Below are 23,991 nucleotides of genomic sequence, written 5' to 3' on the forward strand. Positions count from 1 at the left end.
CACGGTGCTCAGATCGGCCGCTGATAGATGGAAGGCGACACCATGCGCAAGGCCTCGGTCACGCCATTGAGGGTTTCCGAATGGCTGATGAAGAAATAGCCACCCGGACGCAGATGGCGGACCAGCCGTTCGACGACCTGGCGCTTGGTGGGCAGATCGAAATAGATCATCACGTTACGCAGAAAGATGACGTCGAATTTGCCCACCTCCGGCAACCGGGTATTGAGGTTGATCTGCATGAAGGAGATGCGCGCCGCCAGTGCCGGATCGACCAGGAAGATGCCGGCGTTGTTACCCACGCCCTTGAAGCAGTACCGCCGCAGCAGGGCTGCGGGAATGCCTTCGGCCTCCTCCAGCGGGTACTGCCCGAGGCGCGCCTTTTCCAGCACCCGGGTGCTGAGATCGGAGGCGAGCATCTCCCAGGGCTTCTCGCCGAGGCCCTCGGCCAGGGTCATGGCCAGGGTGTAGGGCTCTTCGCCGGAGGAACAGGCGCCGCTCCACAGGCGAAACGGCTGGCTGCCCTTCCAGTTCGGCAGCACCTGGTTGCGCAGGAAGTCGAAATGCTTCGGCTCGCGGAAAAAATAGGTCTCGTTGGTGGTGAGCAGATCCACCGCCATCTGGAATTCCCCCCGATCCTGCTGGATCAGGCGGAAGTAGGCACCGTAGCTGGGTAGCTGGCGCAAGCGGATGCGCTTGGCCAGCCGTCCGCCCACCAGCGGCTTCTTGGCATCGGACATGCTGATGCCCGCGACCTTGAAGATGAGGGAGCGGAATTGCTGGAACTCGGCATCGGTGAGCGCGAGGGCCTCGGACACGCTCATGCTCAGGCAGCCGGAATGGCAGCGAGCTGCTGGTAGTCGTCCTCACCGAGCACGCGCTCGATGTTGAGCAGGATGACGAAGCCGTCGCCCTGCTTGGCCATGCCGAGGATGAAATCGGTGCGCACCCGGGCGCCGAAATCCGGCGCCGGCTCGATGGCATCCGCGCCGATTTCCAGCACCTCGCTGACGGCATCCACCACCACCCCCAGCACCTGGGTGCGCTGCCCGCCCTGCACCTCCAGCACCACGATGCAGCTGCGCCGGCTCACCTCGGTGGGCTGGCCATGAAAACGCACGCCGAGGTCCATCACCGGTACCGCGGCGCCGCGCAGGTTGATCACCCCACGGATCGATGGCGGCAGCATGGGTACGCTGGTCACCGCGCCGTACTCGATGATCTCGCGCACGCATCCGGTACCCACCGCGTACATGTCACCGCCCAGTTGGAAGGTAAGAAACTGCCGGGGCAGATCTGCAGTACTCATCAGACACTCTCCTCGAAGTGGGCGAAGCCGACCGGGGCCTTGCCCCGGGTCGCAACGGTCACGGGTGCGGAGCGGAAGGCGGATGCCTTGCGCTTGGCCTTGCCCTGGCTCGAACCGGTATTCGGGGACAGGCCCGCGTTGACGCCCGGCAAGGCATTGTTCAGGGTGAAGAATTCCATCAGCTGCTGCAGTTGCTCGGCCTGGCCGCTCATCTCCTCGGAGGTGGCCGCCAGTTCTTCCGACGCCGAGGCGTTCTGCTGGGTGAGCTGACTCAGTTGCAGCATGGCGCTGTTGATCTGATCGACCCCGGCGCTCTGCTCTTCGGAAGCAGCGGTGATCTCCTGCACCAGATCCGAGGTCTTGTTGATCGAGGGGACCATCTCGCTGAGCAGGGTACCGGCGCGCTCGGCCAGGGCGACGCTGTTCTTGGCGACCTCACCGATCTCCTGGGCGGCCACCTGGCTGCGTTCGGCCAGCTTGCGCACCTCGGCCGCCACCACCGCGAAGCCCTTGCCGTGCTCGCCGGCGCGGGCCGCTTCGATGGCCGCGTTGAGTGCCAGCAGATTGGTCTGGTAGGCGATGGCGTCGACGATGCCGATCTTATCGGCGATGGTCTTCATCGCCACCAGGGTATCGCGCACCGCCTCGCCACCCTCGCCCGCTTCCCGTGCCGCCTTGCCGGCCATGCCGTCGGTGACCCGGGCATTCTCGGTGTTCTGGGCGATGGAAGCCGACATCTGCTCGATGCTGGCGCTGGTCTCCTCGACCGAGGCAGCCTGCTCGGTGCTGGCCTGGCTCATGCTCTGGGCGGTGGCCGAGACCTCTTCGGAGGCACTGGCCAGGGAATCGGCGTTGCCGCGTACCTCGCCGATGATCTGCCCGAGGCGTTCGGTCATGCCACGGATAGCCGCCAGCATGCTGGTGGTATCGCCTTCGCGGGTCTCGACCACGACGCTCAGATCACCGCGGGCGACCCGACTGACCACATCGGCGGCATAGGCCGGCTCGCCGCCCAGCTGGCGGATGAGGCTGCGGGCGATCAGGTAGCCCATGGCGACCGACATCAGCAACGCCACGGCACCCAGGACGATCATCAGGTTGCGGGCGTCCACATAGGCAGCGGTCGCGGCTTCGCCGGACTCGATCATGCGCTGGGCCTGGAGGTCATTGAGCTGATTGACCGCGGTGACCAGCTCGTTGTTGTTGGGGGCGAAGACGTTGAGCAGATAGTCACGCGCCTGCCCATGGTCGACGTCCAGCAGGCGGAAGAATTCGCTGTACTTGTCCTGCAGCCGCTGGCGACTTTCCAGCACGGCCTTGAGCTTCTGCTTGCCTTCGTCGCTCTGGATCTTCTTGCCCAGGTCGGTGAGGATGTCGCCGTTCTCGCCCCGAATGCGCTTGATCTCGTCGAGGGTCTTGGCACGCTGGTCAGCGCCGTCCTGCAGCAGCAGGTTACGCATCTGGCGGCCGGAATCCAGGGTGTTGCGGGCCAGGGTGTTGGCCTGCACCGTCATGGGAAAGCGATACTGCGACATGGAGTCAGCGGCTTCCCTCATCGTCCCCATGTTCAGCAGCGCCACGCCGATGGTCAGCAGCAGCATGAGGATGGCGGCGCCGAAGCCCAGCATCAATTTGGTCGAAACACGCATCTTGTTCAGCATGGAATGACTTCCTAATGGTTACTGTCCAGTTCTTCGGCCTAGCCCTGGCCTTCTTTAACCGTTCTGCTATCTAGCACTTACCGCGTGTCCGCTCTGGAATGCGCCTCATCCGTTGCTCGACAGGGCCTTGGCAGCGCGACTCAGCAATACCAAGGCCTAGCCTGGCTGGCGTGTGTGCCACTTCCTTTCCCCAAGGAAACGAAGCGTTACCCCTGGTCCGCAGCCGTCCATTCGGTTAGCACGGCGACCTAGCCAGCCGATCAATCGGTGGCATTACCTTCAAGGGGCGCGTCAGCCGGCGCAGCGGCGCCAGCCGATGGCTGTTCAGCCAGGCCACGGCATGGCGCCTAGGCGCTATTCACCGAAGCGTGTGAAACCTTCTGGAAAGCGGGCGATTGGCGCCTCGCCACGACTGGACCCCAGCGGATGATGGGACCTCGGCAACGACGGCCGGACGTGTTCCAGCGCGCGATCCAGGTCGCGCGGGGCGCGCCCTTCGCCGGTATGGAAGAAGTTCATGAGTCGTTGCAGCTGTTCGGCCTGGCCGCTCATCTCTTCGGCCGTGGCCGCCAGCTCTTCCGACGCCGAGGCATTCTGCTGGGTGATCTGATTGAGTTGCAGCATGGCGGCGTTGATCTGCCCTGCCCCGCCGCTCTGTTCGTCGCTGGCCGCGGCGATCTCCTGTACCAGGCCCGAGGTCTTGGTGATGGAAGGGACGATCTGATCCAGCAGGGTGCCGGCGCGTTCGGCCAAGGCCACGCTGTTCTTGGCCACGGCACCGATTTCCTGGGCCGCCACCTGGCTGCGCTCGGCCAACTTGCGCACCTCGGCGGCCACCACCGCGAAGCCACGACCGTGCTCCCCGGCCCGCGCCGCCTCGATGGCCGCGTTGAGCGCCAGCAGATTGGTCTGGTAGGCGATGTCGTCGACAATACCGATCCGGTCGGCGATGGTCTTCATCGCCACGGTGGTATCACGGACCGCAGCACCACCCTCTTGCGCCTCCTGGGCCGCCTTACCGGCCATGCCGTCGGTAACCTTGGCATTTTCCGAATTCTGCGCGATGGACGCCGACATCTCTTCGATGCTGGCACTGGCCTCTTCCACGGATGCCGCCTGCTCGGTGCTGGCTTGGCTCATGCTCTGAGCGGTGGCGGATATCTCCTCCGAGGCACTCGCCAGGGCATCGGCCGACAACCGCACCTCTCCGATGATCTGGTTGAGCTTGTCGACGGTGCCGTTGATGGAATTCTTCAGCTCCAGCAACTGGCCCTGGTAGTCGCCCTGAACGGTACGACTCAGATCCCCCTCCGCTAGCCTGGCCATCACGCCCATGGCCTCGTTCACCGGGGCGACAATGGCGTCCAAGGTACCGTTGATGCCAGCGACGATTCGACGGAAATCGCCCTGATGCAGGATGACATCGGCGCGCCTATCGAGGCGACCGGCCATGGCCGCCTCGCTGAGGTGTTGGGCGTCATCGATCAGACGCTGGATATTGATCCGAACCTGTTCGACGTTGTCGTTGATGAAGGCCTTCTTGCCGGGGAAGCGCTCCAGCGGCGCCGAGAGATCGCCTTCGCCGAAGGCCTTGATGCAGGCCATGGCCTTCTTCTTCACCGCGATATGACCGGCGACCATGGCATTGATGCCAGCGGCGATTTCGCGATAGGAGCCCTGGAAGCGTTCGGCGTCGATACTGACGTCGATGTCGCCGGCATCATGCTCCTGGGACATCCGCTGCATCTCCGCCATCAATCCCTGCAGATTGCCCCGCAGCTGCTCGATGTGGGCGTTGATGAAGGCTTTCTTGCCCGGGAAGGCCTCCAGCGGCGCCGTCAGGTCGCCCTCGCCAAAGGCCTTGACGCAGGCCATGGCCTTCTTCTTGACCTGGATGTGACTGTCGACCAGCGCGTTGATACCGCTGGCCATCTCGGCAAAGGCGCCCTGCAGGCCCTGGGCTTCGATGCAGACCTCGATATCGCCGATGGCATGCTCGTGGGACATCCGCTGCAATTCGCCCTGCAGGGTCTGCAGACTGCCGCGCAGTTCCTCGACACTGGCGTTGATGAAGCCCTTCTGCCCGGGATAGGGATCGAGCTTCGCCGTGAAATCGCCAGCGGCGATCGCGCTGACGCAGGCCATGGCACGTCTTTGCTCGTCCTGCTGCAGTTGCAGCGTGCCAGCGTACTGCTCCAACCAGTCGCGATAGCAACCCGGAAACGCCCTAGCATTGGAGCGACCGTCTAGGTGACCTCGCGCCTGCTCCGTGTTGATGCGTCCCCACTCGGCATCCACTTCGCGCAGGGTCGCCACCAGCCCGGCCAGTTGCGCCAACAGGCTCTGGGTATCCCCTTCGCGCAACGGCAACTGGCGTGGAAACTCACCACGCGCGAGCTGCGCCACCACCTGGGCGGCAACCCGCGGATCGGCGCCAAGCTGACGCTGCAAGGTGTGCATGATGAACCCGCCACCGAGGACCACTACGCCCAGGGCAGCCAGGCCCAGCACGCCCACCAGCCACTGGGCCGAACCGACATCTGGGCCACCCAAAGCTTTCAGCTGATAACAGGCCGCCCCCACTACCAGAAGCAGGGCTACGGCCATGCCCAGTACCGACCACACCACTCGAGTCCGTAGCGAGAACATCAACTGCATGTTGCGCTTCCTTTTTCCTGTCTTTTCTGAGTCTTTGCATCAGGGGTCCAGCGGCGCTCAGCTGGTACTACGCGCGGCCAGGCCGGCCAGTTCTTCGATATCCAGCACCCGCGGGACATCGAGGACGACGACGAAGCCGCTGCCCGACTTGACCATGCCGGCGATGAAGTCCGGGCGCAGGCGACTACCGAAGCTGGGCGCCGGGCGGATGTCGCCGGGGGCGATCTCCAGCACCTCGCTGACCGCATCGACGACCACGCCAAGCACCTGCAGGTCATCGCCCGTGGGCACCTCCAGGATGACGACGCAGGTCCGTGGCCCGACCTGGGTCGGACTACCGCCGAAGCGTGCCTCCAGATCGATCACCGGCACCACCGCCCCGCGCAGGTTGATGACGCCGCGGATGCACGCCGGCATCCGCGGAACCTGGGTGAGCTGGCCGAACTCGAGAATCTCGCGCACGGCCAGGGTATCCACCGCATAGGTCTCTTCCTGCACGACAAAGGTCAGGTGCTGGTGACCCAGGGTGTCTTGCTCTAGATCGGAGATCGTCAGGGCGTTCATGGGTTACTCCGAGAAACGTACGTAGCCTTCCGGCAAGCGACCACCGGCGGCGGACTGGGAACGGACGGCGACTTGCGGACTGCGCGGAGCGGCTGGCCGAGCCCGCTCCATGGCCCGTTCCAGGTCCTGTACCGCACGGCCTTCACCGGTGTGGAAGAAGCCCATCAGCTGCTGCAGTTGCTCGGCCTGGCCGCTCATTTCCTCGGCAGTGGCCGCCAACTCTTCCGAGGCCGAGGCGTTCTGCTGAGTCAGCTGATTCAACTGCAGCATAGCCCCGTTGATCTGACTTACCCCGCTGCTCTGCTCTTCGCTGGCCGCAGCGATCTCCTGCACCAGATCCGAGGTCTTGCCGATGGAGGGCACGATCTGGTCCAGCAGGGTACCGGCGCGCTCGGCCAGGGCCACGCTGTTCTTGGCCACGTCACCGATCTCCTGGGCCGCGACCTGGCTGCGTTCGGCCAGCTTGCGCACCTCGGCCGCCACCACCGCGAAGCCCTTGCCGTGCTCGCCGGCGCGGGCCGCTTCGATGGCCGCGTTGAGCGCCAGCAGATTGGTCTGGTAGGCGATGGCGTCGACGATGCCGATCTTGTCGGCGATGGTCTTCATCGCCACCGTGGTGTCACGCACCGCTTCACCACCCTCGCCCGCTTCCCGCGCGGCCTTGCCGGCCATGCCGTCGGTGACCCGGGCATTCTCGGTGTTCTGGGCGATGGAGGCCGACATCTGCTCGACGCTGGCACTGGTCTCCTCGACCGAGGCAGCTTGCTCGGTACTGGCCTGGCTCATGCTTTGAGCGGTGGCGGAAATCTCTTCTGAGGCACTGGCCAGGGCATCGGCCGACAACCGGACCTCGCCGATGATCTGGTTCAGCTTGCCGACGGTGCCGTTGATGGACGTCTTCAGCTCGTGCAACTGGCCCTGGTAATCACCCTGAACGGTGCGACTCAGATCGCCTTCGGCCAGCCCGGACATCACCGCCATGGCTTCATTGACCGGGGCGACGATGGCATCCAAGGTACCGTTGATGCCGGCGACGATGCGCCGGAAGTCACCCTGGTGGGCACTGGCATCGGCACGATTGTCGAGACGACCGGCCATGGCCGCCTGGCTCAGCTGGTTGGCGTCCTCGACCAGACGCTGGATATTGCCGCGCACCTGCTCGAGGTTGTCGTTGATCACCGCCTTCTGGCCGGGGAAGCGCTCCAGCGGCACCGACAGATCGCCTTCGCCAAAGCTCTTGACGCAAGCCATGGCCTTGGCGGAATCGCTGAGATGACCGGCAACCATGCCGTTGACGCCTTCGGCCATGCTGCGATAGGCACCTTGGAAACGGTCCGCCGGAATGCGGACCACGGTTTCGCCACGGTCATGGGCAGTCGACATGCTGGTCATTTCGGTGATCAGCCCGCGCAGGGTGGTAACCATGTTCTGCATGGCCGCCATCAGGCTGGTCTTGTCGTCGCCCCGCAGCTTGATGTCGTCGGGCAGATCGCCTGCAGCCACGCGGCCGGCTAAGGTGGCGACCACGGAGGGCTCACCACCCAGCTGACGCAGCAGATTGCGGGTGATGAAGAAACCCAGCAGGGCAACGGCCAGCAGGGTCGCCAGGGCGATGGACAGGGCCAGCCAGGTGGCCTCGACCTTGGTCTTCTGGGCGACTTGCACGCCCTGCTGCGCCAGGGTCTGGTTGTAACTGACGTGCTCGTCGAGGGCCTTGTTGATGGCGAGCATCACGTCGGTACGGCTGCGCATCAGGTTCTGGGCGTCGTCGTTGCGATTCTGCCGCGACAGGGCAATGACCTGCTCGCCCAGGCTGAACAGGGCATTGAAGGCGGCCTGATCGGTTGCCAGCAGTGTGCGATCACGATCATCCGAAACCAACGCATCGTACTTGCCGAGGTTCTGGCCGATGCGCTCCTTGGCCGCGGCCAGGTCCTGCTCGGCGGTGGTCATGGCTTCGCTGCTGGTCGCTAGCACGTGACGATAGATGCCTACCACGTAATCGGAGCGGCTATCGTTGATCTCGCCGAGCGCCTTCAAACTGGGCACGGTATTGTCGTTGCCATAGTTGGCGGCCTGGAACACCTGGTCGATTTCATATTGGCCGGTGCCGGCCAGCACCATGATGCCCAATAGCGCGGACAGCACCAGCAGCAGCATTTTCTTGATGACAGTCATGTCGGTAGTCTCAAAAAGGCCACCCGCAGGTGGCCATAGGATAAGGGGTCAGGAATCGAAGGGGGCGTAGCCTTCAGGTACGCCACCCGCGGTGCCATTGCGCAAGAGCTTGCCGGGGACCCGCGCCGTCCTTGGCCGTGTGGCTTCCAGCGCTCGATCCAAGTCCTGCACCACACGGCCTTCGCCGGTGTGGAAGAAGCCCATCAGCCGTTGCAGTTGCTCGGCCTGGCCGCTCATTTCCTCGGCAGTGGCCGCCAGCTCCTCCGAGGCCGAGGCGTTCTGCTGGGTCAGTTGGTTTAGTTGCAGCATGGCGCCGTTGATCTGACTCACCCCGCTGCTCTGCTCTTCGCTGGCCGCGGCGATCTCCTGCACCAGCTCCGAGGTCTTGCCGATGGAGGGCACGATCTGGTCCAGCAGGGTGCCGGCGCGCTCGGCCAGGGCCACGCTGTTCTTGGCCACGTCGCCGATCTCCTGGGCCGCGACCTGACTGCGTTCGGCCAGCTTGCGCACCTCGGCCGCCACCACCGCGAAGCCCTTGCCGTGCTCGCCGGCGCGGGCCGCTTCGATGGCCGCGTTGAGCGCCAGCAGATTGGTCTGGTAGGCGATGGCGTCGACGATGCCGATCTTGTCGGCGATGGTCTTCATCGCCACCGTGGTATCACGTACCGCTTCACCACCCTCGCCCGCCTCTCGCGCGGCCTTGCCGGCCATGCCGTCGGTGACCCGGGCATTCTCGGTGTTCTGGGCGATGGAGGCCGACATCTGCTCGACGCTGGCACTGGTCTCTTCCACCGAAGCGGCCTGTTCGGTACTGGCCTGGCTCATGCTCTGGGCGGTGGCGGAGATCTCTTCCGAGGCACTGGCCAGGGCATCGGCCGACAGCCGTACGTCGCCGATGATCTGGTTCAGCTTGCCGACGGTGCCGTTGATGGAATTCTTCAATTCCAGCAGCTGACCCTGGTAGGCGCCCTGGACGGTACGGCTCAGGTCACCCTGGGCCAGACCGGCCATCACGCCCATGGCCTCGTTGACCGGGGCGACGATGGCGTCCAGGGTGCCGTTGATGCCGGCGACGATACGGCGGAAGTCGCCCTGGTGGGCACTGGCGTCGGCACGGCTATCGAGGCGCCCGGCCATGGCCGCCTGGCTCAGCTGGGCGGCGTCTTCGACCAGGCGCTGGATGTTGCCGCGGACCTGCTCGAGGTTGTCGTTGATCACTGCCTTCTGCCCAGGGAAGCGTTCCAGCGGCACCGAAAGATCGCCTTCACCAAAGCTCTTCACACAGGCCATGGCCTTGCGCGAATCCTCCAGGTGCCCGGCGACCATGGCATTGACGCCTTCGGCCATGCTGCGGAAGGTACCCTGGAAACGCTCCACCGGAATGCGGGCGTCCGTCGCGCCGCGATCATGGGCCTCGGACAGCTGCACCATTTCCGCGACCAGGCGCTGGATGTTGCCGCGCACCTGTTCGAGGTTGTCGTTGATCACCGCCTTCTTGCCGGGGAAACGTTCCAGCTCGGCCGCCAGATCGCCTTCGCCAAAGCTCTTCACGCAGGCCATGGCCTTGTGGGAATCCTCCAGGTGACCGGCGACCATCGCATTGACCCCTTCGGCGACGTTGCGGAAGGCCCCCTGGAATCGCTCCTGCGGCAGGCGCGCGTCCGTCTCGCCGCGATCATGCTCGACGGCCATGGTGGTCATCTCCTGCACCAGGCCGCGCAGGGTCAGCACCATGCGCTGCATGGCGGCCATCAGGCTGGAATCGTCGCCAGCGCGTAGCTGCAGATCGTCGGGCAGGTCGCCTGCGGCCGTGCGGTTGGCGACCTTGGCCACCTCGGCCGGCTCGCCGCCCAGTTGGCGCAGCAGGTTGCGGGTAATGAAGAAACCGAGCAGGCCGACGGCCAGCAGGGTCACCAAGGCGATGCCGATGGAGAGGACGGTGGCCTGGCTCATGGTACGGCCGGCGACCTGCGCCTGCTCGCTGCCGAGCTTCTGGTTGTAACTGCGGTGCGCATCGAGGGCATCGCCGACATGGTCGATCACCTTGCGCTGCTCGCCGAGGATGCGTTTGACGTCCTCGTCCTGGCTCGCTCGCGACAGAGGCAACACCGTTGCCACCAGATCGTTCAGGGCCACGATGGCCTGGCGATCGTCCTGCAGCATGCGCCGATCGGCTTCGTCGGAGATCAGCGGCTCATAGTCCTTGAGCGCCTTTTCGGTCAGTTGCTGGGCCTCGGTCAGTTCCTTCTCGGCCTCGCGCGTGGCGACGTCGCCGTCCGCGGCCAGGTGGCGGTAGATGCCGGTGATGATGTCGGCCGAATGGGCATCGATGGCATCGATGCCCAGGATCGACGGTACGGTGTTGTCGTTGCCGTAATTGGCGCGGTCGTACACCTGGCTCAACTGCTGGTAGGCGATACCCGCGAGCAGGATGATGCCCAGCAGCGCGGAGAGCACCAGCAGGGACATGCGTTTGGTAACGGTCATGTATTCTTATTCCTTGTCGCTCAGGCCGGTACGGCGGCGTGGGCGGAGACTGTGGTGGACGAAGCCTCGCCGATCAACCCGGGCACGCTGAGGATCAGCGCCACGGCGCCGCTGCCGAGGATGGTGAAGCCGCCCAGGCTGCGGTTGTGGTCGAACAACGGACCGAGAGGCTTGATCACGGTCTGGAATTCACCGAGCAGCTGATCGACCACCAGACCGGCGCGCTGGCCGGCGTAGCGCACCACCACCACGTTCTGGCGCCGCGGCGGCGCTTCCTCGATGGCGAACAGCTGGCGCAGGCGCAGCACCGGCAGCACCTCGCCGCGCAGGTCGAGATAGTCGTTGCCGCTGGCCTGGACGCTGGCCGCCTCGGTCAATTCGATGCACTCCTCCACCGCTTCCAGGGGCACCACGTAGGCGGCCTTGCCAACGCCGATGAGGAAGCCGTCGATGATCGCCAGGGTCAGCGGCAGGCGGATCGTTACCGTGGTGCCCCGGCCCTCCTCGCTGGTGAGGTCGACGCTGCCGCGCAGGGCGGTGATGTTCTTTTTCACCACGTCCATGCCGACGCCGCGACCCGACAGGTTGCTGATCTGCTCGGCGGTGGAGAAACCCGGCTCGAAGATCAGGTTGAACACCTCCTTGTCGCCCAGCACCTGGCCTTCGCTGATCAGGCCGCGCTCGGTCGCCTTGCGCAGGATGCGCTCGCGCGACAGACCGCCACCGTCATCGGTGACTTCGATGACGATGCTGCTCGACTCGTGATAGGCGTTGAGGCCCACGGTGCCCTGGGCCGGCTTGCCGCGGGCCAGGCGCAATTCGGCGGATTCGATGCCATGGTCCATGGCGTTGCGAATCAGGTGGGTCAGCGGATCGCCGATCTTTTCCACCACGGTCTTGTCCAGCTCGGTATCGCCGCCGCTGATGCGCAGGGCGATGTCCTTGCCGATTTCCTTGGAGACGTCGCGCACCACGCGCTGGAAGCGGTTAAAGGTGGTGCCGATCTGCACCATGCGCAGGGTCAGGGCGGTATCCCGCACCTCCTCGACCAGGCGCGACAGCACCCCGGTGGATTCCACCAGGGTGGTCAGGCCGCTCTGCTGAGCGATCAGCTGGGTGCCGGCACCGGCGATGATGAGTTCGCCAATGAGGTCGATGAGCTGGTCGAGCTTGGTGGCGTCGATACGGATCAGTTGGCCTTCGCTGGCTGGCGCCCGCTGTTCCTTGATCTTGCGCTGCTTGTTCAGGGCCGCGTCCACCACCGGCGGATTGACCAGTTGGGCCTCGACCAAGACCTCGCCGATGGGCTTGCGCGGCACCGCCGGATCGGCCTGGCGGCGCAGCACCTCGTCCAGCTCGGTGGCGGTCAGGGTGCCGCAGCGCACCAGGATTTCGCCCAGGCGCAGGTCTTCCTCGGGCAGGTCGTCGATCAGTTGGCAATAGTCGCTGCTGCGGCTGTGCGGCGGCAGGATGCGGATCTGGCTGTCTTCGCGGACGAATTCGAAGGCCGCCTCGATGGTTTCCTTGTCGGCATCGCTGTCGAACGCGACCTCGAAGCCCAGGTAGCAGGTTTCCGGATCCATCTCGGCGGCGGTCGGAATGGCATCGAACAGGGTAACGATGTTGACGATGCGGCCGAAGGTATTGAGGTAGCGCACGAAGGCCAGCGGATCCATGCCATTGCGCAGCATGTCCGGGCCGAAGCGCAGCGACAAATGCCAGTGGCCGGCGGCCACGCCATCCACCGGTGTCACCAGGGCGCGCGCCACGGCGGTCGGCTGGGCCGCCTGGGCGCTCGGCTGCAGATAATGCTCCAGGCGCTGCACCAGAGCGGCGCCCACGGCCTGGAAGTCGGCCTCCGGCTCGCTGCCGGACGACACCCGGGCAATCAGGCCATTGAGGTGATCGCAAACCTCCAGGAACAGTGCCGACAGCGTCTCGTCGAACGCCATTTCACCACTGCGGATGCGATCGAGCACGCTTTCGGCGACATGGGTGAAGGCCACCACATGGTCCAGGCCGAACAGCCCCGCCGAACCCTTGATGGTATGGGCGGCGCGAAAGATGGCGTTGATCAGCTCGGCGTCATCCGGCGCCTGCTCGATCTGCAGCAGGGCGGCCTCCATCTGCTGCAACAGCTCCTCGCTCTCGGCGATGAACGTCTTGAGGATCTCGTCCATGTTCATGCGGCAACACCTTCCGCGGTAGCCGCGGTAAAGAAGTCGGCGAGACCTGCCAGCTCCAGCAATTCGGTGACGGCGGGGCTGGGATCGACCAGCTCGAGACTACCCCCCAACCGTTGCGCCTCCCGGTGGGCCAGCAGCAGCAACTGCAGCCCGGCCGAATCGAATTCATCGACCTCGGCCAGCTCCAACGCCACGGTGCCCCCGGCGGCCAGGGGCTCCATCAGCAGCGGCTTGCTGTCCGCCGCGGTGTAGATGGTCAGCGGCCCGGAGAAGGGTAACCGGGTACGAATGACGTCGTTCATGGGTAGCCTCCGGGGCTATCAGGGCATGATCAGCTTGGAAACCGCTGCCAGCATCTGTGCGGGCTGGAACGGCTTGACCATCCAGGCCTTGGCCCCAGCGGCCTGACCGGCGGCCTTCTTGGCGGCATCGGATTCGGTGGTGAGCATGATCACCGGAGTGAACTTGTACGCGGGCAGCTTCTTGGCCGCGGTGACGAAGGTGATGCCGTCCATGTTGGGCATGTTCACGTCGCTGATGATCAGGTGCACCTTGCGACCGTCCAGCTTGGTCAGGGCATCGCGACCGTCACAGCCCTCGATGACGTCGTAGCCCGCGCTTTTCAGCGTCATGGACACCACCTGGCGGATGGAGATGGAGTCGTCGACGATCAGAATGGTCTTGTTGCTCATGGCAGCTTTCCTTAGAAGAAGGTGATATCGGATTCGGCAGCGGCGGCGGCCGGTCGCTTGCCGTGGTGCACGGCGACCTGCTCGGCCATGGTGTAGGTACGGGCCAGCTCGGCGAGCCAGCCCTTGGTGTCGAGGGGCGGCAGCGGCTGGCCGCTGGCGGCCAGGGCGCGACGCTCGATCACCAGGCGCTCGAGGCGGGCCTGGTCGTCGCGGATGTGGCCGAGCATCTGGCTGACGCGATCCTGGAACTGCAGGGCGACCAGCACCTCGGCGATGGCGCCGCCCACGGCCGCGGCGTTGTCGGCCAGGGCATCGCTGCGCTCGACCACGTCGCGGGTGGTGCCGCCAAAGCTACCGATGACCTGTTCGATGGTCTCGCCGGACTGGTTAAGGGTGCCGGTGTCGCGCTCGGCGTGGAGTTGCGACAGCTCCAGGGTGCGGGCGATGGCGCCATTCACCGTTTCCACGGTTTCGCCGATCTTCTGCCCAGTGTCGCCGGACAACGTGGACAGCTTGCGGACCTCGTCGGCGACCACGGCGAAACCGCGCCCGGCTTCACCGGCACGCGCGGCTTCGATGGCGGCGTTGAGGGCCAGCAGGTTGGTCTGGCGGGCCACGTCGCCGACGTCCTTGGCCATGCTCTTGAGTTGCTCGGTCAGGCCGGCCAAGCCGTTGACCTCGGTGAGCAACGCCCCCTTGCTCGACAGCGCCTCACGCAGCGATTGCAGGATGCCGTCCAACTGGTTCTGGCTGCTGGCCATCAAGCTGACCAGGCGATCGCCACTGCCGTGATCGTTGCCAGCGACACTGTGGATACGGTCCGCCAGCTCGGCGAAGCGACTGGTCAGACTGACGATTTCCTGCTCGGTATGGACGCGCGCGGCTTCGATCTGCTCGGACCACACTGGCAGCACGGCTACACAGAGGGCTTCGAGAGCTTCGTCCCGGCCGCTGACCGGGCTCTGGTGGATGGCCTGACCGGCAGACTGCTCGACCTGCCGTGCCTGAGCGCGACGCAGCTGCCAGAAGCCCAGGCCCATGGCCAGGACCACCTGGGTGGCGCTCAGGGCCAGGGTGGTCGCAGTGACACCGCCCGCGTACAGGATCGCGCCGGTGCCGCAGGCACCCAGCAATGCAGGGGTGAAGGTAGAGTCGACGAGCGAAGGCGAGGAAGGGGCGTGTTCCACAGGAAGATACCGGTCTAGACGCCAGCGAAGGCGGGAAGGTGTGACCGGGTTATCAGCTCTGGAACGCTAAACTTTAGCCACGGACGGATAACTTATTGTAGTAGCTTAGTGCCACTACTAGTTTTTCCGCCAGCTTTTTTCAGAGTTCGTCGCGCCGTTTGGCCCGTGCTAGACGGCCTGCCATGGCTCCCGCCTCTTCCAGCACCTCTCGTACATAGCCCAGATGCAGGCTCGCTGCCTCGCGCGCGCGTTCGGCTTCACCCGCGACAATGGCTTGGTAGAGCGTCCGGTGCTGTTCCAGCAAGCGCTCGCGGGTTTCGCCACGCTGGGCCTGCATGCCGCCGATATTGGTCACCATGTGATGCCGCAGCAGTTCGAACAGGCTGCGAATGCTGTGCAGGTAGACGGCGTTGTGGCTGGCCTCGGCGATGGCCAGGTGAAAAGCCGCATCGGCCTCACCCTCCTCCTCCCGAGCCAGGGTCTCGCGCCGCCGATAGCAGTCTTCCAGTCGTTCCCAGGCTAGGGTCAGTCGCGCCAGATCAGGCTCGGTGGCCCGTTGCGCAGCGTAGTAGGCGCAGGCGCTTTCCAGGGTATGGCGAAATTCCAGCAGGTCGCGCCGGGTTTCCTCGCGGCTTTCCAACAGCGGCAGCAGCGGATCGGTGAAGGCACTGTTGAGCGCCTCGGTGACATAGGTACCGCCGCCCTGGCGGCTGAGCAGCAGTCCCCGCGCTACCAGTTTCTGGATGGCCTCACGCAGGGACGGTCGCGACACCCCGAAGCGCTCGGCCAGCACCCGCTCGGCTGGTAGGCGCTCGCCAGGTCGCAGGGAACCCTCGGCGATCAGCGCCTCGAGATTCTTGACGATGTCGTCCGACAGACGACGTTGCTTGACCGGTTCGAACCCCATGAAAAACCTCGAAAAATGCCGCAGACAGCAGCGGCCGTCCGCCGGGTGGAAGGGATGGGCCGACGAAAGTCGCACATCAAGGGGTTTGACAGAGGCAAAGACCCCGCTTAACGTGCGTGAAGTCGCACTTGTAAATTGGTCTTACCAATTTTTGCCACAGGTCGCGATCTTGTGCAACCCCGTCCTGCCGCCTCCCTACAAAAACAATCAAGGAGCACCCGATGGAAACCTGGCAACAGATCTATCTCCCCCTTGGCAGCCTGGGCCTTTCGGCCTTCGTCGCCGCCTTGCCCATTCTGTTCTTCTTCGTTGCCCTCGCCGGTCTGAGACTCAAGGGCCATGTGGCGGGCGCCATCACCCTGGCGATCGCCCTGCTCATCGCCCTGTTCGTCTATCGCATGCCGGTGGACAAGGCGCTGGCATCGGCCGGCTACGGTTTTCTCTATGGTCTCTGGCCCATCGCCTGGATCATCGTGACAGCGGTGTTCCTCTACAAGTTGACGGTCAAGTGCGGCCAGTTCGACATCATCCGCAGCTCGGTGCTGTCGATCACCGACGATCAACGCCTGCAGGTGCTGCTGATCGGCTTCTGCTTCGGCGCCTTCCTGGAGGGTGCGGCCGGTTTCGGCGCGCCGGTGGCCATCACCGCTGCGCTGCTGGTGGGCCTGGGCCACAATCCGCTGAAGGCGGCCGGGCTCTGCCTGATCGCCAACACCGCGCCGGTGGCCTTTGGCGCCCTGGGCATCCCGACCATCGTCGCCGGTCAGGTGACCGGCATCGACGCCTTCAAGATCGGCGCCATGACCGGTCGCCAGCTGCCACTGTTGGCGTTGCTGATACCGCTGTGGCTGATGTTCATGATGGATGGCATGCGTGGCCTGCGGGAAACCTGGAAACCGGCGCTGATCTGCGGTGGCACCTTCGCGGTGGTCCAGTACCTGACCTCCAACTTCCTCGGCCCAGAACTGCCTGACATCACCTCGTCTCTGGCTGCCATGATCGCCCTCACCGGCTACCTCAAGCTGAGCCAACCGCAGCAGGCCACTGCCGGTGCCAACACTGTGGTGAGCGGCGGCGGCGCAGCTGCGCTAGGCGGTGGTGCAGGCTTCGGCCAAGGCGGTCGCCTGCCACCGGAGCATTCGCTGGGCACCGTGATCAAGGCCTGGTCACCCTTCCTGATCCTGACCGTGATCGTCACCCTCTGGACCACCAAGGCCTTCAAGGCACTGTTCGCCACCGGCGGCGCTCTCTATGCCCTGGTGATCAACGTCCCAGTGCCCTATCTGGACAAGCTGGTGATCAAGACACTGCCGATCGTGGCCACCCCGACGCCCATGCCGGCGGTCTACAAGCTCGACCTGCTGTCGGCCTCGGGCACGGCCATCCTGATTTCCGCCCTGATCTCCATGGCCATCTTCCGCATCAAGCCATCGACCGCCCTGGGTGTGTTCAAGGAAACCCTGGTGGAACTGCGCAAGCCGATCCTGTCCATCGGGCTGGTGCTGGCCTTTGCCTTCGTCGTCAACTATTCGGGCATGTCCACCACCCTCGCCCTGTTGCTGGCCGGCACCGGCGCGCTGTTCCCCTTCTTCTCGCCGCTGTTGGGCTGGCTGGGGGTGTTCCTGACCGGCTCGGATACCTCCTCCAACGCCCTGTTCGGCTCGCTGCAGGCGACCACCGCGCACCAGATCGGCGTTTCCGACACCCTGCTGGTGGCCGCCAACAGCTCCGGCGGCGTGACCGGCAAGATGATCTCGCCGCAGTCCATCGCCGTGGCTTGCGCTGCCACCGGGATGGTGGGCAAGGAGTCCGACCTGTTCCGCTTCACCGTGCGCCACAGTATCGGCTTCGCCGTCCTGGTCGGCTTCATCACCCTGGCGCAGGCCTATGTGTTCACCGGGATGCTGGTGCACTGATCGCGCGGTTCCCGGCGGCGGCTCAGGCCGTCGCCGGTCCTCTTATTACCGGGCTAACCCGGAGTGACGCCTGATGAACGATCTTTTCTACAACGCCGCCCCCAACGCCACCCGTACCGCGCCGCCCCTGGCGCCGCCACGGACCTATCCACAGCAGAAACCGACCCAGGTTTATCTGTTCGGCACCTGCGTGGTCGACCTCTTCTATCCCGAAGCCGGCCTGGACAGCATTCGCCTGCTGGAGCGCGAGGGCATCCGCGTGCATTTTCCCCAGGCGCAGAGTTGCTGCGGCCAGCCGGCCTACACCTCGGGCTACACCGAGGAAGCCCGTGCCGTGGCCCGCGCCCAGTTGGCGCTGTTCGCCGAACCCTGGCCGGTGGTGGTGCCCTCCGGCTCCTGCGCCGGCATGCTACGCCATCATTATGCCGAGCTGTTCGCCGACGAGCCGGAGACCTTGCGCCAGGCGCTCGACCTGGCCGAACGCACCTACGAACTGGCGGAATTTCTGCTCAATGTCTGCCAGGTCGACTACCAGGACCACGGCGCCCCGACCAAGGTAGCCCTGCACACCTCCTGCAGCGCTCGGCGCGAGATGCAGACCCACCTGCACGGCCGCGCCCTGCTCAGCCAGTTGGCGGCCGTGGAGCGCGTCGACCATGATCACGAGAGCGAATGCTGCGGTTTTGGCGGCACCTTCTCGGTACGCATGCCGGACATCTCCGGCGCCATGGTGGCGGACAAGACCCGCGCCCTGCAGGACAGCGGTGCCGCCCAGGTGCTCACCGCCGACTGCGGATGCCTGATGAACATCAACGGCTCCTTGGAAAAGCAACGCGCCGCCTTGCGTGGCGAACACCTGGCGAGCTTTCTCTGGCGCCGTATCGGAGGTGCAGCGTGAACGAGATGCTGAAGATTCCCCTTACCGACATCAGCGAGGCGCCGCCCTTCAAGACGCGTGCGCGTCAGGCCCTGGGCGACGACCAGCTCAGACGCAACTTCCGCACGGCCATGGATTCGCTGATGACCAAGCGGCTGGCCAGCATGAGCGACGCCGACGAGCGCGAGCGCCTGCGCGAGTTGGGCAATCGCATCCGGGCCCGGGCGCTGTCCAAGCTGCCGGATCTGCTGGAGCGGCTGGAAGCCAATCTCAGACGCAATGGCGTCCAGGTGCACTGGGCCGAGACCACCGCCGAGGCCAACGTCATCGTCCAGGGGATCGCCGAGCGCCATGCGGCCAAACTGCTGATCAAGGGCAAGTCCATGGTCAGCGAAGAGATGGACATGAACCACGTCCTCGGCGCCCAGGGCATCGACTGCCTGGAGTCGGACATGGGCGAGTACATCATCCAGCTCGCCGGCGAGAAGCCGTCACACATCATCATGCCGGCCATCCACCTCAACCGGCAGCAGGTGGGCACCCTCTTCCACGAGCACCTGGCCGAGCCCTACACCACCGACGTCGATGAACTCATCCAGACCGGCCGGCGGGTGTTGCGGCAAAAATTCTTCGAGGCCGACATCGGCATCTCCGGGGTCAACTTCGCCGTGGCCGAGACCGGCACCCTGTTGCTGGTGGAAAACGAGGGCAACGGGCGAATGTCGACCACGGTGCCGCCCGTACATATCGCCGTGACCGGCATCGAGAAGGTGGTGGAAAACCTCAGAGACGTGGTGCCTCTGCTGTCGCTGCTGACCCGCTCGGCGCTGGGTCAGCCCATCACCACCTACGTCAACATGATCTCCGGGCCGCGCAAGGCCGAGGAATTGGACGGGCCGCGCGAGGTGCACCTGGTGCTGCTGGACAACGGCCGCAGCCAGGCCTTCGCCGACAGCGAATTGCGCCAGACCCTCAACTGCATCCGCTGCGGCGCCTGCATGAACCACTGCCCGGTCTATACCCGCATCGGCGGCCACGCCTATGGCGAGGTCTATCCCGGCCCCATCGGCGCCATCATCACCCCGCATCTGGTCGGCCTGGAACGGGCGCCCGATCATCCCAGCGCCTCGTCGTTGTGCGGCGCCTGTGGTGAAGTCTGCCCGGTGAAGATCCCGATTCCCGCCCTGCTGCGCCGACTGCGCGAGGAAAACGTCAAGGCGCCCGCGGCAGAGCCGCAGCTTCTGCGCGGCCAGGGCAGCAAGTTTTCCGCCCGCGAGCGCTGGACCTGGCATGCCTGGCAGAGCCTCTTCACCTCGCCGCTGCTCTATCGCGGCTTCAGCTACCTGGCCACCCGCTTCGGCCGCTTCACCCCGGGCCAACTCGGGCCCTGGACCGAGCACCACAGCGCGCCCAAGCCAGCGAAGCGCTCGCTCCACGAACTGGCCCGCGAACACCTGGAGAACCGCCCATGAGCGCCCGCGACAACATCCTCGCCAAGCTGCGTGGCAGTCTGCAGGGTACCCAGCCCCTGGCCGACAACTTCGACGAAGCCCTGGTGACCGAGCCCTGGCGCTACCCACCCACGGAGCGCGTCGCCCGTCTGCGGACCCTGATGGAAATGGTGCATACCGAGACGCACCTGACCACCACGGCGGACTGGCCGGCGCAGGTGGAGCGCGTCCTCGCCGAACGAGGTCTGGATCAGCTGTTGATCGCCCCCGGCACGCCGCATGGCGCGCGCCTGGTGGAGCGCTGGCAGGACCAAGACCAGCCGCGCTGGAAGGCCTATGACCGCCCCGTGGAAGAGTGGAAGGCCGAACTGTTCAACGACACCCCGGCGAGCCTCACCGGCACCCTCGGCGCCCTGGCCTCCACCGGCAGCCTGGTGCTCTGGCCGGATCGCCAGGAACCGCGGCTGATGAGCCTGGTGCCGCCGTTGCACATCGCCCTGCTCAGGGCCAGCACCGTGGTCGACAACTTCTATGAGTTGCAGCAACAACACCGCTGGCAGGATGGCATGCCGACCAACGCCCTCCTGATCTCCGGACCATCCAAGACCGCCGACATCGAGCAGGTGCTCGCCTATGGCGCCCATGGGCCCAAGGACCTGGTGGTGCTGATCGTCGAGAACGAGTGAGGGTTTTGCCCCCTTACCCCAGCCCTCTCCCCAAGGGAGAGGGCGCGGTCCAGCTCACCGCGTAGGTTGGGTTGAGCGCAGCGAAGCCCGACAGAGCCCAGCCTCGATGCATACCCTGTTGGGCTTCGACGATGAAGCTGTCTCAGCCCAACCTACGGTCCTCGCTGCAAAAGGAACACCGTAGGTTGGGTTGAGCGTTAGCGAAGCCCAACAGAGCCTAGCTTAGTGCGGATCCTGTTGGGCTTCGACGATGGAGCCGTCTCAATCCAACCTACAAGCATTATGGCCAAAGAGTCATCGTAGGTTGGGTTGAGCGCAGCGAAGCCCAACGATCTCCCTCTCACTCCAGCTGACCAACCCGCTGCGGATCCGGCCAGAACAACGCCGCCTGCCCTAACCGCTGTCCGTCGACATCGAGCAGATTCCAAACCACGCCGGCATGGATCTGGAAGGCCTCACCGTCTCGATCGACCCGCCAGCCCTCATAGCCACTGGCATAGCCCTGGCGCCCCACCGCCTCCATCAGGCGCTGACGCTCGTCCCGGTCCTTGGGCGAGGCGCTGAAGCGCGACGGCATGCCGAGAAACTCGGCGCGGGGATAGCCGAAGCAGCACAAGGCCTGGTAGTTGGTATAGCAGAACAGCGGATCCTGTTCGATGCCGTGGGCCAGCAGGGCATAGGGCGCCCTTTCGTGCAGCCACGTCAGAATGTCGGCCTGAGACAGGCCGGCAGGCCGCGGCAGCGGTTGGCCGAGCCAGTGGTGGTAGGAGGCGTCCAGCAGTGGAAGCAAACTGAGATCGGTAGCGGACAAACCGGTAGCTCCTTGGCGAGGGATCACCATTCAAGAGCAACCCGACGGGCTTGGGAAGCCCAGGGCCACCGCGGCAGGACGCCACGGCAGCCCGCAGGCGCGGTTTACTTCACCGCGGTCAGGTCGATGCGCACCACGCTTTCCGGCGCGGTGTTCATGTATTCCTTGTCGAAGGGCGTCTTCACCGTCGCATACAGCGTCTGGCCATCCGGACTCACCAGCAGGCTGTTGGGATTGGGCTTGAGGTCGTAGGCCTTCTTCTCGGCGTAGGTGGTGGCGTCCAAGATCAGCAGCCGACCGGTCTCGCGCTGAGTGATGTACAGCTCGTTACGCGTGGTATTGAGCTTGATGGCCAGGGCATCGCCCACCGGCAGACGCTTGATCACCTTGCCGCTGCGGATATCGAAGACCAGCACGGTCTTGGCTTCGGAATTGTCGGTAACGAACAACTGGTGGTTCGCGCGATCCTCGGCCAGATTCAGCAGCAGGTACTTGCCGCCATCGCCCGGGGTCCAGCGGTGCTCGATCTTGCGGGTACGCGGATTGATCACCAGCACTTCCCCGCTGCCATTGGCCGCATAGAGACGCCCGGTATCCTCGGAGTACAGCAGGCCGGTCACCCACTTGCCGGCATTGGGAATGCGCGCCTTGAGGGTCAGGGTCTTGGCGTCCACCACCCAGATCACGCCCGGATCGCCAACGCCGCCGACATACAGCAGACCGTCATGCAGGATGACCTGGCGCGGATTGACCGGATGGCCGTCGCGGCCCATCTCGTTGAATTTCAGGCGCTTCTCCACCTTGCCGGTGCGCAGGTCGATGCGGCTCAGACCACCATCCAAGGAGTTGGTGACGAACAGCGTCTCACCACTGGCGTCGGTGGTCAGGGCGAAATTCTTCAGATCGGTGTGGATCTGCCCGGTGATGGCCAGGGTCGCCGGGTCCAGCTGATAGATCACCCCGCCGGTGACGCCCTTGGTCAGTTGGGCGGTCGCAGCATAGACCGACTGCTTGGCCGGACTGTAGGCCAGTTCATAGACGCCGTAACCCAGCTCGATGCGCTTGAGTTCAGCGGGCGCCTGGGGCGGGGCCGGTTGCGCGGCCACGGGAGCCGGCGCGGGTGGCGGTGGCGTCGGTGCCTCCGGGCGATTGGAACAGGCGGCCACTGCCAGGGACAGTAGCGCCATGGCGCCCAGCGTCGAGACCTTGTTGAAAGACACCGCCATTTGCTTCTCCTAGGGACGAGGTACGAGAGATCAGGACAATCCTGAAATGATAAACGTTCGCACTATGCCCAAGGAGAACAGGTCAGACAAGGCCGAAAAATTTCAGCCTCTCACCTGATACGGGTCGTCATCCCCTGCCCCTCCGCTCTGGCCCAGGGTTTTCAGTCGTCCCTGACGATCCAGGCGAAAGCGCGAGAAATCCTCCGCTAGGTGCAGGTCGCCGCTATAGCAAGCCGCCGCCTCCTGGCGCAGCTCCTCGATGGAGGGCGAACGCCCCACAGCGGCCTGGTAGCGCGGACTGAAATGGGTGAGCAGCAAGGCGGGTAGCCCCTGCGCCTCGGCAAAGCGAGCGACCCCGGCCGCACTGCTGTGGCCCCAGCTCTGCCCGGTCTTGTCGATCTGCGCCTGGGCGTAGGTGGCTTCATGGACCAGCACCTGAGCGCCCCGGCAGGCCTCCGCCAGCAGCGCAGGATCGTCATTGTCCCCCGCCACCACCAGCCGCCGCTCCCCATGGGCCGCCTGCAGGAAGTCGGCGCTGCGCAGCAACCGGCCCTCGTGCGGCACATCCTCGCCTCCATGCAATCTTCCCCAGAGTGGGCCGCGCGGTACCTGGGCAGCCGCCAGGGCTGCCGGATCCAGCCGTTGCGGTCGGCGGGTCTCGCGGAAGCGAAAGGCGTGGCTGGGCACCCGATGGGAAAGCGCGAAGGCGTCGATATCCCAGGCGCCCACGGCAAGCCCGGTGAAACCTTCCAGGGCATGGAACTGCAACTCGAAGGGCAGGTGCAGCGCGGTCAGGGCCTGGGTAGCGGCCAGCCAGTCCTGTACCGCCTGGGGCGCGATCAGCACCAGCGGCTGGCTGCGTCCGGTCATGGCGGCGCTGGCCAGCAGCCCCGGCAGGCCATAGCAGTGGTCGCCGTGCACATGGGTGATGCAGATGGCGCGCAGGTCCGCCGCCGACAGCGGCGTGCGCAGCAGCTGGTGCTGGGTGGCCTCGCCACAATCGACGAGAAACCAGCCCTTGCCCTGGTCCTCGATCAGGGCAAGGGCCGAGACATTGCGCCGCCGGGTTGGCACCCCGGCCGAGGTGCCGAGAAACAAGAGGTCCATGGAGGCTCCAGGCAAAAGACCAGTCTAGCGTGGCTGCCCCGCTGTCGCCCGGGCAACAGCGGCCGGGCACTCCTGCTGCCGGCCAGGCAGG

18 protein-coding genes and 3 pseudogenes are annotated in these 23,991 nt (G+C 65.2%); 4 read left to right on the forward strand and 17 right to left on the reverse strand.

The genetic code is table 11. The features are described from left to right. Nucleotides 1–8: 8 nt before the first annotated feature. The 14 genes and pseudogenes from BMZ43_RS01470 to BMZ43_RS01525 all read right to left on the reverse strand — a co-directional run bounded on the left by BMZ43_RS01470 (nt 9) and on the right by BMZ43_RS01525 (nt 15,826). Nucleotides 9–821 (reverse strand): CheR family methyltransferase, encoded by an 813-nt coding sequence (locus tag BMZ43_RS01470; protein ID WP_093249227.1) that lies wholly within the window; start codon nt 819–821, stop codon nt 9–11. A 2-nt stretch (nt 822–823) separates the two neighbouring features. Next, nucleotides 824–1,306 carry a chemotaxis protein CheW gene (locus BMZ43_RS01475; protein ID WP_093249230.1) on the reverse strand — a complete coding sequence of 161 codons (483 nt, stop codon included), beginning with the start codon at nt 1,304–1,306 and terminating at the stop codon, nt 824–826. Then, entirely contained in the window at nt 1,306–2,967 is a 1,662-nt protein-coding gene (locus BMZ43_RS01480; protein ID WP_017642757.1) for a methyl-accepting chemotaxis protein, read from the reverse strand. Before BMZ43_RS01480 ends, BMZ43_RS01475 begins: the two co-directional genes overlap by 1 nt. A gap of 354 nt (nt 2,968–3,321) precedes the next feature. Next, a complete protein-coding gene (locus BMZ43_RS27115) occupies nt 3,322–5,625 on the reverse strand; it encodes a methyl-accepting chemotaxis protein (RefSeq protein WP_093249234.1) in 2,304 nt (767 codons plus the stop codon). Between the two features lie 57 nt (nt 5,626–5,682). After that, nucleotides 5,683–6,189: a chemotaxis protein CheW gene (locus BMZ43_RS01490; protein WP_017642755.1), complete on the reverse strand. Its 507-nt coding sequence runs from the start codon at nt 6,187–6,189 to the stop codon at nt 5,683–5,685. Nucleotides 6,190–6,192: 3 nt separating this feature from the next. After that, on the reverse strand, nt 6,193–7,287 hold the full coding sequence (locus BMZ43_RS27120; RefSeq protein WP_371913852.1) for a methyl-accepting chemotaxis protein: 1,095 nt from the start codon (nt 7,285–7,287) through the stop codon (nt 6,193–6,195). 51 nt (nt 7,288–7,338) lie between these two features. After that, nucleotides 7,339–8,367 (reverse strand): annotated as a pseudogene (locus BMZ43_RS27125) (MCP four helix bundle domain-containing protein); the annotation flags it as partial. 48 nt (nt 8,368–8,415) lie between these two features. Then, nucleotides 8,416–9,276: pseudogene (locus BMZ43_RS27130) on the reverse strand (methyl-accepting chemotaxis protein); the annotation flags it as partial. Between the two features lie 57 nt (nt 9,277–9,333). Continuing rightward, nucleotides 9,334–10,854: pseudogene (locus BMZ43_RS27135) on the reverse strand (MCP four helix bundle domain-containing protein); the annotation flags it as partial. 20 nt (nt 10,855–10,874) lie between these two features. Continuing rightward, nucleotides 10,875–13,040 carry a chemotaxis protein CheA gene (locus tag BMZ43_RS01505; protein ID WP_093249242.1) on the reverse strand — a complete coding sequence of 722 codons (2,166 nt, stop codon included), beginning with the start codon at nt 13,038–13,040 and terminating at the stop codon, nt 10,875–10,877. Continuing rightward, nucleotides 13,037–13,342, reverse strand: coding sequence for an STAS domain-containing protein (locus BMZ43_RS01510; protein ID WP_068384874.1), 306 nt, complete (start codon nt 13,340–13,342; stop codon nt 13,037–13,039). The genes BMZ43_RS01505 and BMZ43_RS01510 overlap by 4 nt, the downstream gene beginning before the upstream one ends. A gap of 18 nt (nt 13,343–13,360) precedes the next feature. Further along, nucleotides 13,361–13,732 (reverse strand): response regulator, encoded by a 372-nt coding sequence (locus BMZ43_RS01515; protein WP_007162125.1) that lies wholly within the window; start codon nt 13,730–13,732, stop codon nt 13,361–13,363. 11 nt (nt 13,733–13,743) lie between these two features. Next, complete coding sequence (locus tag BMZ43_RS27065) at nt 13,744–14,772, reverse strand: methyl-accepting chemotaxis protein (protein WP_371913853.1); 1,029 nt, start codon at nt 14,770–14,772, stop codon at nt 13,744–13,746. 286 nt (nt 14,773–15,058) lie between these two features. Continuing rightward, a complete protein-coding gene (locus BMZ43_RS01525; RefSeq protein ID WP_064307183.1) occupies nt 15,059–15,826 on the reverse strand; it encodes an FCD domain-containing protein in 768 nt (255 codons plus the stop codon). Between the two features lie 221 nt (nt 15,827–16,047). Here BMZ43_RS01525 and BMZ43_RS01530 point away from each other — a divergent pair, with 221 nt between their 5' ends. The 4 genes from BMZ43_RS01530 (at nt 16,048) to BMZ43_RS01545 (ending at nt 20,756) form a co-directional block, all read left to right on the forward strand. After that, the gene (locus BMZ43_RS01530; RefSeq protein ID WP_093249253.1) at nt 16,048–17,742 is read left to right on the forward strand and encodes a lactate permease LctP family transporter; all 1,695 of its coding nucleotides are present in this window, start codon (nt 16,048–16,050) and stop codon (nt 17,740–17,742) included. A 73-nt stretch (nt 17,743–17,815) separates the two neighbouring features. Next, entirely contained in the window at nt 17,816–18,640 is an 825-nt protein-coding gene (locus BMZ43_RS01535; RefSeq protein ID WP_093249257.1) for a (Fe-S)-binding protein, read from the forward strand. Between the two features lie 5 nt (nt 18,641–18,645). Then, complete coding sequence (locus tag BMZ43_RS01540) at nt 18,646–20,091, forward strand: LutB/LldF family L-lactate oxidation iron-sulfur protein (RefSeq protein WP_085984321.1); 1,446 nt, start codon at nt 18,646–18,648, stop codon at nt 20,089–20,091. Continuing rightward, nucleotides 20,088–20,756, forward strand: coding sequence for a LutC/YkgG family protein (locus BMZ43_RS01545; RefSeq protein WP_017642745.1), 669 nt, complete (start codon nt 20,088–20,090; stop codon nt 20,754–20,756). The genes BMZ43_RS01540 and BMZ43_RS01545 overlap by 4 nt, the downstream gene beginning before the upstream one ends. Nucleotides 20,757–21,096: 340 nt before the next feature. Here BMZ43_RS01545 and BMZ43_RS01550 read toward each other — a convergent pair whose 3' ends face one another. The 3 genes from BMZ43_RS01550 to BMZ43_RS01560 all read right to left on the reverse strand — a co-directional run bounded on the left by BMZ43_RS01550 (nt 21,097) and on the right by BMZ43_RS01560 (nt 23,900). After that, a complete protein-coding gene (locus BMZ43_RS01550) occupies nt 21,097–21,567 on the reverse strand; it encodes an MEKHLA domain-containing protein (protein ID WP_017642744.1) in 471 nt (156 codons plus the stop codon). Nucleotides 21,568–21,671: 104 nt separating this feature from the next. Continuing rightward, nucleotides 21,672–22,793, reverse strand: a complete 1,122-nt coding sequence (locus BMZ43_RS01555) for a YncE family protein (protein ID WP_017642743.1) — start codon at nt 22,791–22,793, stop codon at nt 21,672–21,674. A gap of 102 nt (nt 22,794–22,895) precedes the next feature. Continuing rightward, nucleotides 22,896–23,900, reverse strand: a complete 1,005-nt coding sequence (locus BMZ43_RS01560) for a ribonuclease Z (protein ID WP_068384855.1) — start codon at nt 23,898–23,900, stop codon at nt 22,896–22,898. Between the last annotated feature and the right edge of the window lie 91 nt (nt 23,901–23,991).

Source organism: Pseudomonas sp. Snoq117.2 (assembly GCF_900110545.1).
Taxonomy (GTDB): domain Bacteria; phylum Pseudomonadota; class Gammaproteobacteria; order Pseudomonadales; family Pseudomonadaceae; genus Chryseomonas; species Chryseomonas benzopyrenica.